We start from the raw sequence: 12,723 nt of genomic DNA, 5'->3' as shown, positions 1-12,723 counted from the left end.
CCCTGGTTTATCTCAGGTTCGCGTGCGGGCGGCGCCAGCACCCGTGACGCAACCATCTGACAGCCTCCGATGGTGATGTCCGTACCTGGCTTCGCGCAAGAGCGGCGGCGCCGCGCTGCGGTGCGAGCCCGCCAATGACGCGCGAACTTGCGTAGGCCTCGCGACCCCTATGAATTCATTCGACACGTTATCCCGACCGTCAATCCGAGCGATGACGATCGCAGACTACGAGGGCGTCATTGAGCTGGTGACGCAAACGCCCGGGATCTCGTTGCGCGACGCCGATTCACGCGCATCCACCGAGCGATATCTGTTGCGCAACCCGTCGTTGAGTTTCGTCGCCGAGCATGGCAACGCGATCGTCGGTTGCGTGATGTCTGGACACGATGGGCGCCGCGGGTATCTGCAGCACCTGATCGTCCTGCCGACATACCGAGACCGCGGCGTCGGCTCCGAGCTGGCCGAGCAATGCCTCGCCGCACTTGAAGGCCTGGGCATCCTCAAGACGCACATCGACGTGTTCAAGACGAACCTGCAGGCCCAGCGATTCTGGGAGCGCAAGCAATGGAAGCTGCGCACCGACATCCACCGCTACTCCTTTGTCCGTTCCGGCAGCGACAACGCATAGCCAGACCTCGCCGAATTCGGTTCCTCCCCGCGGCGCTGGCAAGACGGGCCATGCGCGGCGCGCCGACCGAAGAATCGGACACCCCGCTCCAAGGCTGGTGCCTGCAGCGATGTGGCTGCGCACGCTAAGGGTGCGGCGTCGCCGATGTGGCGACACGTCGACATGACCATTCGATGTCAAAAAATGAGCAACGGCGCGCTGTCAATCGCCACGAAAACGCTGCCGCCCGATGAATTGGTGATCAGCTTTCACGCGGCCGATTGGGACCAAAGGCGATGCGAAACATTTGTCGAGAAACGCATCTGTCTACCTGTGATTGTTCGCTGTCACGCTGAAAGGCAGTCAAATGGATAGTGCTCGCGATAGACGAAGCGGAAGAATCATCGACGCCATCCGGCTTTGGGAAATGGAGGTCGTCGGTCGCGACGACTACGTGTGTCCCGGCTGTGGCATTCAGGTTTTTCCCGCATCGTTTCAAAAGGGCGTGAGCAAACGCGCACCGTACTTCACGCCAAGTGCAAACAAGCACATCGATCCTTGCGGCGTCAGCGGCTTCGAGAAGTTGGTCGACAGGGCGAAGGAGGAGTCGATCAGCCTCCCAGACGGTTTCCCTCTGCCGTATCCCAACAAATTGGTTTTGACCGACGAGCGGCCGGTGGTGGATGGCGGCGACACGCGACCAGTTCCTCATGGGGCTGCTACTCGACCGGGTGGTCGACCGAATCGCCAAGCTGCGGCGAGTTTCCATGGCCACACCGTGGCGACCATCTGCCCCATCTGCGGGCAATATATGCAATACCCCCATGATCGTGGTCTGGACTTGAGCATTCCGGACTGTCCGGGCGATACCTATGCGACGGTATTTCAGCGCTTGGCTTTTTCAGGCATGTGGTTGATGCGTCAAAGGACGCGTCTTTTCTGCGTGGCGCTTCGATGGTCAGCGCCGGCGCGAACCGATGACCACATGGAAGTGTCGCTGGATGCTGGTGAGTGGGATGAAGCCACGGGAAAGCCGGGGCGGTTCTACCGGCTGCGTGTTCAATGGGCGCATTGGACAGATCGGCAGCGCACCACGCTTCACGGCGAAATCCGCGCTGCACAGCAAGACGCCATAGATTCAAGAAAGCAGGATCAGAAGTCTCCTGGCAAGGCGTGGGTGTTCTTCGTCGGTACGCAGGATGCGGAAGATGACAGCCTCATCGTGGCCAGCCGCTACGCACTGGTTTGCTGTCGATTTGGCGAGATGCTGTCTGCATGATGCGACTCGACGAGGTGGATCCGCGGCAGACAACCGCCACGGTTATGACCCTAGTCGGTTCAAATCTCGGTGGAAATCAACACTTTCGGCGACTAACACGAGACCTTCGAAGTCATGCTGCCGTGCGAATGCGTCTGGGCAAGCGCCGGGCCGGCGGCGCGGCCGTCCGCGCCCCGGGACGCGTGCGCGCAGCTGTCATCAAGCGACACATCATGGGTGGGGAAAGAGCACTTCAGGCACGCTGCCCTCGGCGATGACGGGGTCAGCGCCGCCCCCACTTCTTCAGTCATGTCCAAGGTATCGCATGAACTCGTCGACCGCATCCCTGCGAAGCCATGAATGAATGTGCCCATTCTTGATTGGGCCGTGATGCTTCGTCGTGACTCTCATCAACCGAGCGCAGTATTCCAGTGCGAACCTGTGATTCGACTTGGTGGTCTTGATGAACGACTCGCACGTCCCGTCGCCGCCAGCGTCGACCAGCAGTTGCCGAAGATGCGGGCTGAATGCCATCGAGTTGCCCGAACACTGAAAGATGCCCGCTTCCTCTGTACAAGACGTGCCTGAGTTTGGGTTCGTCACATCCCGGCCGGCATCCCATTTCCAGGAACTCTCGAATCCTGCGAGCACCCTGAGTACCTCCAGCATCACGGCACGCCGATGCAGCTCGCCGCGCCACGGACCCAGCTGTGAGACGACGCTCGAATAGATGTCGAAGACACCGTTCCGCTCGAAGACCTCGTTATCCGCACCGCGGCCCCATTTGACCAGCTCGGTGAGAAATGCTTCGGGCGGTGCGCCCCGGTTGTGAACCTTCTGGCCGCAGGCGATAAATTGCGGCTGGACTGCTTCGACACCCTTGGCAGCCAACGAATCGGCCGACACGAAGGTGTTCACCTCAAAGTGCATCGGATCGTTGAACGACTTTCCCCAGATGAAGCCGTTTGCCTGAAAAATCGGAGCCACGGGGGCGACGGACCCACCCATGCTGCCGTCGTCGGAGTTCAGGTCGATCGCGATTCCGAATGCATGGTTCGAGGGAAGCTTGCTGAGCCCGCCGCCTACGGGCTTTCGCAGCCGCTTGTTCAAGGTGCCGGCGCACGTCTTGATGTGATGCAGCAGACCGCGCTGCGCAATCTCCTCGAAGGAACGCAGAAGCTGGGCATGGCCGCGTTTGTGGAACCTCAGGTGGCCATTGTTGGCGCCATCAATGCCTGCGAGTTGCGGTATCTGGAGCGAAAGAATGTCGGCTTCGTCGAAGCCACTGACAAAGCTAATGGCATCCCCACGTATCCACTGCAACTTCGACGCTGTACGGAACCGGACGGGACCGAACAAAGGGTGATTGAAGGTGCTTTCCGGCATGACGGCTCCTCAAAGAGAAAACTGTCCGCCTTTCTATGCCCCCTTGGCATGCATGCGCATCCCCAAAATCTGGGAGGGCCATGAATCCAGCCGGACCTTGGCGTGACGAGCGCAGATAGCGATGAGACTGACCAATCGGTCTGGACTGCAGCAACGGTTCCTGCGATGCGCAATGCGGGCGTGGTAAGCCACAGGAGCTCTCCCATGAACAGGGGAGACACCAGTCGCTGGGCGAGCAATAACATTTGACACGCGAGTTGAAGGTTCAGTCAGAGGCAACAACCGAGGTGCTCCATGAAATACCGAAGGCTCTCGCACGCAACAACGATCTGCTCTCTGTCCTTCATTCTCGGCGGATGCACTCACATGAGCGTTTCCGATTGCCCCGCCCCCAAGGATTGGTACAACCCGTTCTCGGTCCTTGGTCACGACGTCCCTCGCGTGCGATCGGCGAAGTACCGCATGGCTCTCGGAGATGTTCCGAGCGCCGCCACGCGTTTCGCACCCTATGCGCTGATGTCGGCGTACGCCTATTTCGACAAAGAGGGCTGCCCAGGTACTACACAGTCGGCCGCCGAAATAGAGCGAATAAGGGCCGAAGCGATTACGGTCAGGGAGACCCTCACAAACTTCGATCGTGCGAAGCCGTTTACGCCCGTAGAAGAATTGGAAGGGAATCACGGATGCGAAGACAGGTTCGGTCTGATGTATCGCGTCTGGCACAGCCCGGATCGCAACGAACTAGTCATCGCGTTCAGAGGAACCTCCGATGCACGCGACTGGTGGTACGGCAATCTGTGGCCATTGAGCCGCGGTCTCACCGAAAAGACTCAATACAGCGAGGTTCAGAGACATGTTCGTAACGTCCTCGATAAGGTGAAGGCGACTCCGAATCTTTCTGGAGCGAAAGTCATCGTGACAGGTCACTCTCTCGGAGGAGGACTGGCTCAACACGCGCTATATAGCTACCCCAAGGAGATTCATCAAGCCGTCGTTTTTGATCCTAGCATCATCACGGGATACACGGCCATCGACGGTGCTGAGAGGGTAGCTTTGTGCAATTGCTCGCGCGACTTGGGCGCCGAGGCGCCGATCATTCGGGTGTACGAGTCCAACGAGATCCTGAGCAATCTGAGGATCTTCCACAAGATCTTCTATCCCGCGCATCTGCATATCCAGGAGGTGAGATTCAACTACGATTCAAGCACTTTCGGAACGCACTCACACAACATGGCACGTCTAGCGACGGCGCTGGCCGGCGATGCAATCAGACCCCCTCAAGAGGCGCATGCTGATTGGTTCGCAAGTTCAGTTGCCAAGTGCACGAAGCTATTCAAGAAGGCCCAGGAGCAGAAATGCAAGCAGGCCTCCACGGCGGCCATGTGCACAGCCTCCTAAGTCGCTTGAGTTAAATGCCGAGGGCGCGCCGCTGCCGAGCTTCGGGTAGTCGAACGACGAAACGGCTTGGTAGCTGTCCATGACCCGAACATGTTCATCTCCATCTAGAAGTGACTCAGTGGGGGTGCGTATAAAAACTTGGACTGGTTTTATGCCGCAATCCACGGCTCACCCGGTATTCGATGGGGCTGAGGGAGCCGTGAGAGATCTCGATCCGCTTTCGAACGTCAGATGCTCCTTCAGGTAGCTGATGAAGGCCTGTACCTTCGGCGAAGGCATTCGCTCACGCGACGAAAGCGCGTTCAGCTCCTGAGGCGGACCAACCCATTGCGGCAGCACCCGCACGAGGCGCCGCGCTTTGACGTCTGCCGCCATGCTCCGCTCCATTGCCAACGAGATGCCCACACCGCCGCAAAGCGCATCGTGCAGCAATGCCGGGTCGCTGGCCACGACCACCGGATCGACCAGGTACCCTCGCGGCTTCCCTGCGCCTTGGCGCAGCGGCCACACGTACCCCACATCGCGGCGTGCCTGGTGCAACGTCAGAGCGCAGGCTACACGGGAGGCAGCGCGCCAAGTGGAGTTACTTGGTCACCGTGTGGAGGAAGTTGCGCTGCCGCTTGGCGTGACTTGGGAGGCCTTCGTTCACGCGAACGCGCAGATCTGGTGCGCGACGCTCGTGCGCTGGATCGATGGCCTCGCGTCGGCAACCGGCCGCCCGATCGACGCGACGACGCTGGAGCCTTCCACATTGGCGAACTATCGCTATGGCCGCACCGCAAGCGCGGTGGAGTTTGCCGCAGCGCTCGAAGTGCGCAACACAGTTGCACGCACTGTGGGCAGCTGGTTCTCCAGCATGGACATGCTCATGACGCCGACACTGCCGCAAATGCCGGGGCTTCTTGCAACCTACAGCGAAGGCGCGGAGCGCATGAACGGACTGGAATGGACCGCGCGCGTCTTTCGCCACACCCCCTTCACTCCCCCCGCCAATGTGGCGGGGACGCCAGCGATGTCCGTTCCTCTGGCCGTAGAGCCCGCCACGGGCCTGCCCATCGGCATCCAGTTCGCAGCAGGATTCGGCCGGGAGGACCTGTTGCTGCGCCTGGCGGGGCAACTTGAACAGTCACTGCCCTGGAAGACGCGGCGGCCTGCCGTGTGGGCAGGCGACGCGCAGGCGAGCTGACCGGCTGCAGCCTGAAACTCAAGGCTCAAGCGACACAGCCTCAAAGTTAAGGACGCCAGCCCCAGAGATTCGTGTGCACGGCAGCCCGCCGGCTCTGCCAAACCATCAACCGCGCACATGCGCCGAAACTCGGCGGCTCGCACATAGTGCGGCTGAACCCTCGCCGGGCGCGTGCCAACACCCCGATTCTGCGCACAGGCCAAGACGAATTCCGCGTTGCTGCGTCAGTCGGCTGTGCGCACCACGATACGCCCGCGGATCTTTCCTGATAACAGTTCCCGCGCGACATCAATGGCCTCTGTCAGTGCGATCTCGTGTGTGATCGTCTCCAGCAGCGCGCCATCGAGGTCCCTTGCCAAGCGCATCCACGCTTCATTTCTCAGCGAAAGTGGCGCCATCACGCTGTCCACGCCGAGCAATGCGACGCCGCGCAGGATGAATGGCATCACCGTAGCAGGAAAGTCAGCGCCCTGCGCCAGCCCACAGGCGGCCACTGCGCCGCCGTACTGTGTCTGTGCGCACGCATTCACGAGGGTCTGGCTCCCCACGGCGTCGACAACAGCGCGCCAACGCTCCTTCTGCAAGGGCTTGCCCGGCTGGGATAGTTCGGCACGATCGATTACCGACGTGGCGCCAAGCGTTTTCAGGTAGGCGATCTCGCCGATCTTCCCGCTCGCGGCGACCACCCTGTAGCCAAGCTTCGACAGCAGCGCCACCGCAACCGATCCGACCCCGCCGGTTGCCCCGGTGACAAGAACTTCGCCTTCGCCCGGCACCAGTCCGTGTCGCTCGAGCGCCATCACGCACAGCATCGCCGTGTATCCCGCGGTGCCGATGGCCATGGCCTGACGTGGAGTGAACACGTCCGGCAAGCGTACCAGCCAGTCGCCGTCCAGCCGCGCGCGCTGCGCGAGGCAACCCTTGTGCCTTTCTCCGACGCCAAACCCATTGAGCAATACCCGATCACCCGGCCTCCATGCCGGATGAGCGCTCTCTCGCACAGTGCCCGCGCCATCGATGCCAGCGACCATGGGCCACTCGCGCACCACTGGCGAACTGTTGGTGATCGCCAGCGCGTCCTTGTAGTTCAGCGTCGAATAGGCAACATCGATCATCACATCACCGCCAGGAAGAAATTCGTCTGCGACGTCCCGGACCCTGGCCGAAAATTCCGGCGACTTTTCCAGCACCAGCGCTTTGAACATGCTGACTCCTCAAATATGGATCAATTGATCGAAGTCCTCGACCACGAAAACCAGCGGTGCTGCGGACCGCGCAAGGCGCGCCCGCAGCACCGCACCCTCCCACGCTGACCAGAAGCTTCGGGACAGGCGCCGCGCGTCGAGGTCGGCGCGCACCTCCCCGCTCGCTTGCGCTTTGCGGATCGACGCATTCAACAGGATCTCCCACGCCTCGATCGACGCGTCCAGTCGGGTGCGGAATTCGTCGTGAAGGCCGGCAACCTCCTGTCCGAGTGTGCCGATGAAGCAGCCGCGCCGCCAGTTGTAGCGACGCATGCCAACGGCGGACTCCGAAAGAAAGGCTGCGAGTTGGTGCGTGAATGTGGGAGCGGCCCCGCTGGGACGTTCGCCGAAGCAACGCTCAAGCCTGCGCAAAAAGAAGGCCTGGTACGTGTCCAGCAGCGTGAAGCCGAAGTCGTCCTTGCTGCTGAAGTAGTGATAGAACGAGCCCTTTGGGACACCGACACTGCTCAGCACCTTGTCGACACTTGTACCTGTCCAGCCGTTTTCAAGCACCGAATCAAGGCCTGCTCGGATCAGATGCTCCCTGGTCGAGGTGCGTTGACCGCGCCGCTGCACATGAGAGCGGGATGCGGCCGAAGGCGTCATTGAGGTACTTGGCACGGGCTGCTGCTCAGGTTCCGGGGGCAAATCGCTTGTGCTCACCGGTGGCGGAACACCGGCGCGCGCTTGGCGAGAAAGGCATGCATGCCCTCTTTCTGTCCGTCGGTGGCGAACGCCGCCTGGAACAGGCGCCGCTCGTGAAGCAACCCTTCAGCCAGAGACGCTTCCTGCGCACGGCTTACCGCTTCTTTTGCCATGCGAACGGCAGGTGCGTTGTAGCCTGCAATGGTGTGCGCAGCCTCAAGGGCCGTCTGCAGCAACTCCGCGGCAGGCACCACGCGCGCAACGAGTCCGGCGCTCTTTGCCTCGGCGGCGGTGATGCTGCGTCCGGTCAGGATCAGGTCCATGGCGAGTGCCTTGCCGACGCAGCGTGTGAGGCGCTGCGTTCCACCGATGCCGGGCAAGATGCCCAGCTTGATCTCGGGCTGGCCAAAGTGCGCATCGTCGGCGGCGATGATGAAGTCGCACATCATCGCCAGTTCACATCCGCCGCCCAAGGCGTAGCCGCTGACGGCGGCGACGACCGGTTTGCTGATGGCCTGCATGCCCTGCCAAGCTGCGAACACATCATCGCTCTGCAGTTCGGCGAAGGTCTTGTCTGCCATCTCCGCGATGTCCGCGCCGGCAGCAAATGCGCGCGGACTTCCTGCGATCACGATCGCGCCGACGTTGCTGTCTGCGTCGAAGGCTCGCAACGCCGACATGACTTCGACGGAGAGCGCGACGTTCAATGCGTTCAGGCTCCTCGGGCGATTCAGGGTGATCAACCCGACACGCTCGCGACGCTCTACCAGGATGGTTTCGTACAGTCCTGGCAGCGGCGCTTGCAAGGGCGTTTGCACGGGTGATTGCGCGGCCTTCGTCAGCGACGACGGTTGATGCTGCGCCTGCCGTTCGGTGGACTGCGGCAAAGCAGTCGATACGGACTGTGTCTTGGTTGCAGTGATGGCGGCCATGTGGACTCCTTGGTTCGCGGATTGCTTGTGAAAGGATTCAGAGGACTTCGTTCGAAGCCGTATGCAAAACTCTTGCCGCCGCGGTGGACGGCGACTTCGCGGGGGAATAATCCCCAGTTGCCGACATGAGCTCGGCCAGGATTTTTTCCCTGTGTTCGTCCAGCCCTGGCGCTCGCAGCGGCGTGCCCGCTTCGATGTCGGCGAACGCGCTGAGCTTGATCGGATTTCCCGCGGTCCGGACCACCTGCGGCGATGTGCCCTGCACCTGGACAATCATGTTTCGTGCCAGCAACTGAGGATGATCGAACAGCTCGTCGATGGTGTTGATCGGCGCACAGGGGACGCCGGCCTCGTTGAGCCTGTCGATCCAATGCGCGCTGAGCTGCGTGCTCGTCACTGCTTCGATGGCCGCGACCATCTCGGGCCGGTTGCGGCAGCGCAGGTCGTTGCTGAGGAATCGGGCGTCAAGGGCAAGCATGGGGGTGCCCAGCGCATCTGCCATCAGCATGAAGAGCTGGTCGTTTCCTGCGGCGATGACGAAGCGTCCATCTTTCGCGGCGAAAGTCTCGAACGGAGCAAGCGAGGGATGGCTGTCACCCGTGCGCGTGGGGACGATCCCCTCGACATCGAAGCGTGCCAGCGCCGTTTCCATCAGCGCCGCCTGGCAATCGAGCATTCCGATATCGACTCGCATTCCCTGCGCATCGTGGGTGCGCTTGTACAGCGACGAGACGATGCCCACTGCCGCGAAAAGTGCGGCGCTGAGGTCGCCGAAGCTGGTGCCCACCCGCGCGGGCGCTGCGTCCGGCCAGCCTGTCAGGCTCATGATCCCGCCCATTGCTTGCACGACCATGTCGTAGCCGGGCAGGTCGCTGTAGGGGCCCGTGTGCCCGAAGCCCGAGATCGATGCGTACACCAGATGCGGGTGGGTGCGCGCCAGCCGCTCGGCACCGTAACCCAGGCGGTCCATCACGCCGGGCCGGAAATTCTCGACCAGCACGTCTGCCTGCGACAGCATCTTCTCGAGAAGCTCCCGATCACGTGGACTCTTGAGGTCCAGCGCGATGCTTTCCTTGCCGCGGTTGAAGCACATGAAGTACGCGGACTCCTGCTGCACGAACGGGCCGAAGGCACGCGTGTCGTCACCGGTGCCGAGCTTCTCGACCTTGATGACGCGCGCGCCGAGGTCGGCTAACACCATCGTGCAGTACGGCCCGGCCAGTACCCGGGAAAAATCAAGCACCGTGATGCCGCTGAGCGGGCCTTTACGAAGCGGGTTGTCTTGGGGTTTTTGCATTTGTTGTCTCCTTGAGTTTCATTGCCCGGCAACGATCCACCTTGCGGCTTTCTCTGCAATCATGAGCGTGGGACTGTTGGTGTTGCCGCTGGTGATCGTCGGCATGACGCTTGCATCCACGACGCGCAAACCGCGGCAACCGCGCACCCGCAGATGACTGTCCACCACCGCCAATTCGTCGCAAGCGCGCCCCATCTTCGCGGTTCCCACCGGATGGAAGATCGTCGTCCCGATGTCTCCGGCCAGGCGCGCGAGCTGTTCGTCGGTTTCGTACTGCGCGCCGGGCTTGAACTCTTGCGGCCTGTAGCGCAACATCGCCGGCTGTGCCGCGATGCGCCGCGTCACACGCAGCGAGTCGGCAGCCACGCGCCGATCTTCTTCGGTGCTCAGATAGTCAGGTGCGATACGCGGAGCGTGAGTGAAATCGGCGCTTCGAATGGACACACTGCCCCGGCTGGTCGGATTGAGGTTGCAAACGCTCGCGGTGATCGCAGGAAAGGCGTGAAGCGGCTGCCCGAAGGCGTCCAGGCTCAGGGGTTGAACGTGATATTGGATGTTCGCGTGGCTGCGTGCCGCGTCGCTTCGGGTGAAGATTCCCAATTGCGACGGTGCCATGCTCATCGGACCACTGCGCTTGAGTGCGTACTCGAGCGCAATCCTTGTCTTTCCGAAGAGACTGTTGGCCTGGGTGTTCAGGGTCTTGGCGCCTTCGACTTTGTACACAGAGCGGATCTGAAGATGATCCTGAAGATTGCGGCCAACGCCCGGGCTGTGCCTGACCACGGGAATGCCCAGAGACTGCAGCAGTGTGCTGTCTGCGATGCCTGACAGCTGGAGCACCTGTGGCGTACCGATCGCTCCCGCGCTGAGGATCACCTCGCGCAATACCTTCACGGTATGCCGTTGGCCCTTCCAGACAAGCTGGACACCGCTGCAAACCTGGGTCCCGTCCGCTGCCCGGTCGAACAAGACGCGGCAGACCTGTGCGCCGGTCCAGACCGTGAGGTTCTTGCGCTGCTTGCGGATGGGTCTCAAGAATGCCTTGGAAGCGTTCCACCGCCATCCACTGCGCTGATTCACCTCGAAGTAGCTCACGCCGAAGTTGTCGCCGGAGTTGAAGTCACTGGTGGCCGGGATGCCTGCCTGCTGAGCGGCCATCGCAAATGCGTCCAGCACGTCCCAGCGCAGGCGTTGTTTCTCGACCCGCCATTCGCCGCCCGAACCGTGCAGGGCATCGAACGCCTGCATCCCACCCTCCCCCGCACCCACGGCGTCGAGCCGGTAGTGGTCCTCGTGCGCTCGAAAGTCGGCCAAACAGTTGGCCCAGCTCCACGCTTCGTCATTCGTGACGTCGGCCCAATGCGCATAGTCGCGCGCTTGGCCGCGCATGTAGATCATGCCGTTGATGCTCGAGCATCCGCCCAGGGTCTTTCCCCGTGGGTAGAGCAGCGACCTGCCATTCAGACCGGCCGACTCCTCGGTGCGAAACCGCCAGTCGGTGCGCGGGTTGTCGATGCAGTAAAGATAGCCCACCGGGACGTGTATCCACGGGTAGTTGTCCGCTCCTCCCGCTTCGATCAGAAGGACACGACGGGTGCTGTCGGCGCTCAGGCGATTGGCGAGCAGGCAGCCCGCCGTGCCCGCCCCGATCACCACATAGTCAAACTCCAGCGAACTCATGCGATATCTCCGCTTATGACAAATGCCATGGGGACCACTCCTATAAATTAGACCGATCGTCTTTTAAAAGGCAAAAAAAAGGAACGTCGTGGTCCAGTGATGCTCAGGCCTCGATGCTCTTGCGAAAGAGTTTCGCAAACATCTGCAGAGGCGCAGCCTTGCGCTCGAGCTTGGCGCGCAGCACGGCGCCTTCCCATCCGGTCCAGAGAAACGCAGCCCATTCGGCACAGTCTGCGGCCGGGTCGATCTCGCGCGCTCGCCTGGCTTGCTCGAGCACCACCGCCGTGCGTCGCTGCCAGCCAAGCAACACATTGGTCAACTGTGCGCGAAAGGGCTCTGGCAGCGCCCCCATCTCCTGACCCAGATTTCCAATCAGGCAACCACGGCGAAAACCGAAGCGCTTCATGCCACGCTCAGCGTCCGCGAAGAATGCGTCGATCCGATCCAGCGGCGAGAGGGTTTCATCAAGAAAAAACCGATCCAGCTTGTGGGTGAAGTATTCGTCGTAGCGCGTGATGAGCTGCGCACCAAACGCTTCTTTGCTACCGAAGAAATGATAGAAGGACCCCTTCGGCACTCCGACAGACCTGAGTATCTCGTCGATGCCCGTGGCCGAGAACCCCTTCTCCGTCAGCGCCGCAACGCCAGCGTTCAAAAGCGCTTCGCGGGAGGCGCGATGGTCTCCCTCATCTTTGGCGGGGCGTCCGCGCCTGCGCGGAAGATCGAGATTGGCACTCATGCGCTGATTATTAGACTGCTCGTCTCGTTAAATCAAGCGCCTTTTTCTCTTTTCGCATCTGTGATGCGGCATCAGTTCAGCTTTCATCTCCTAAACAAGGCCCTCTCGGGTTGCCGAAGCGTCGGGCTCGGGTCGGACTTGCGCCTCTTCAACTAGACCGACCGTCTACGGTTTGTTAGCGCAAACCCCTATTCAGGGGCAACAGCCGAGTGCTAAATTCCGGCCCAGACGAGAACTTCGTCGCTCATCATTTCGCACCGACTGCCAGTGTTGCCAGTCAGGTGCAAGGCAAAAGGGCCTGATCCGGTTTACCCCGGCTCAGGCCCTTTTGCTTTTTTGGTTTCTAAGACG

General features: G+C 61.3%; 12 protein-coding genes. 4 read left to right on the top strand and 8 right to left on the bottom strand.

Annotation, left to right across the window (positions count from 1 at the left end):
• Window positions 1-211 precede the first annotated feature (211 nt).
• Window positions 212-628 carry a GNAT family N-acetyltransferase gene (locus QTI51_RS31790; RefSeq protein ID WP_286517269.1) on the top strand — a complete coding sequence of 139 codons (417 nt, stop codon included), beginning with the start codon at window positions 212-214 and terminating at the stop codon, window positions 626-628.
• A 316-nt stretch (window positions 629-944) separates the two neighbouring features.
• Window positions 945-1,886, top strand: a complete 942-nt coding sequence (locus QTI51_RS31785) for a hypothetical protein (RefSeq protein ID WP_286547675.1) — start codon at window positions 945-947, stop codon at window positions 1,884-1,886.
• Window positions 1,887-2,168: 282 nt separating this feature from the next.
• Here the strand turns inward: QTI51_RS31785 and QTI51_RS31780 are convergent, their stop codons facing one another.
• A complete protein-coding gene (locus tag QTI51_RS31780) occupies window positions 2,169-3,251 on the bottom strand; it encodes a M15 family metallopeptidase (RefSeq protein WP_286517267.1) in 1,083 nt (360 codons plus the stop codon).
• 366 nt (window positions 3,252-3,617) lie between these two features.
• Here QTI51_RS31780 and QTI51_RS31775 point away from each other — a divergent pair, with 366 nt between their 5' ends.
• Complete coding sequence (locus QTI51_RS31775; RefSeq protein WP_286517266.1) at window positions 3,618-4,649, top strand: Tle-like phospholipase domain-containing protein; 1,032 nt, start codon at window positions 3,618-3,620, stop codon at window positions 4,647-4,649.
• A 168-nt stretch (window positions 4,650-4,817) separates the two neighbouring features.
• On the opposite strand, the gene QTI51_RS31770 is transcribed toward QTI51_RS31775, so the two are convergent.
• Window positions 4,818-5,189 carry a LysR substrate-binding domain-containing protein gene (locus QTI51_RS31770; protein ID WP_286517265.1) on the bottom strand — a complete coding sequence of 124 codons (372 nt, stop codon included), beginning with the start codon at window positions 5,187-5,189 and terminating at the stop codon, window positions 4,818-4,820.
• Between the two features lie 58 nt (window positions 5,190-5,247).
• Between QTI51_RS31770 and QTI51_RS31765 the strand changes: the two genes are divergently transcribed.
• Window positions 5,248-5,835: an amidase family protein gene (locus QTI51_RS31765; protein WP_286547674.1), complete on the top strand. Its 588-nt coding sequence runs from the start codon at window positions 5,248-5,250 to the stop codon at window positions 5,833-5,835.
• A gap of 224 nt (window positions 5,836-6,059) precedes the next feature.
• Here the strand turns inward: QTI51_RS31765 and acuI are convergent, their stop codons facing one another.
• The 6 genes from acuI to acuR all read right to left on the bottom strand — a co-directional run bounded on the left by acuI (window position 6,060) and on the right by acuR (window position 12,372).
• Window positions 6,060-7,040 (bottom strand): acrylyl-CoA reductase (NADPH), encoded by a 981-nt coding sequence (gene acuI / locus QTI51_RS31760; protein WP_286517263.1) that lies wholly within the window; start codon window positions 7,038-7,040, stop codon window positions 6,060-6,062.
• Window positions 7,041-7,049: 9 nt separating this feature from the next.
• Window positions 7,050-7,685 carry a TetR/AcrR family transcriptional regulator gene (locus QTI51_RS31755; RefSeq protein ID WP_286517262.1) on the bottom strand — a complete coding sequence of 212 codons (636 nt, stop codon included), beginning with the start codon at window positions 7,683-7,685 and terminating at the stop codon, window positions 7,050-7,052.
• A gap of 53 nt (window positions 7,686-7,738) precedes the next feature.
• On the bottom strand, window positions 7,739-8,656 hold the full coding sequence (locus QTI51_RS31750; RefSeq protein ID WP_503011561.1) for an enoyl-CoA hydratase: 918 nt from the start codon (window positions 8,654-8,656) through the stop codon (window positions 7,739-7,741).
• A gap of 37 nt (window positions 8,657-8,693) precedes the next feature.
• Entirely contained in the window at window positions 8,694-9,953 is a 1,260-nt protein-coding gene (locus QTI51_RS31745) for a CaiB/BaiF CoA transferase family protein (RefSeq protein WP_286517261.1), read from the bottom strand.
• An 18-nt stretch (window positions 9,954-9,971) separates the two neighbouring features.
• A complete protein-coding gene (locus tag QTI51_RS31740) occupies window positions 9,972-11,633 on the bottom strand; it encodes a GMC family oxidoreductase (protein WP_286517260.1) in 1,662 nt (553 codons plus the stop codon).
• Between the two features lie 103 nt (window positions 11,634-11,736).
• Window positions 11,737-12,372, bottom strand: a complete 636-nt coding sequence (gene acuR, locus QTI51_RS31735; RefSeq protein ID WP_286517259.1) for an acrylate utilization transcriptional regulator AcuR — start codon at window positions 12,370-12,372, stop codon at window positions 11,737-11,739.
• Window positions 12,373-12,723 lie beyond the last annotated feature (351 nt).

Origin of the sequence: Variovorax sp. J22G73, from assembly GCF_030317035.1 — a bacterium.
In the GTDB taxonomy this organism is placed as follows: domain Bacteria; phylum Pseudomonadota; class Gammaproteobacteria; order Burkholderiales; family Burkholderiaceae_C; genus Variovorax.
This window is presented reverse-complemented; position numbering and strand designations above follow the sequence as displayed.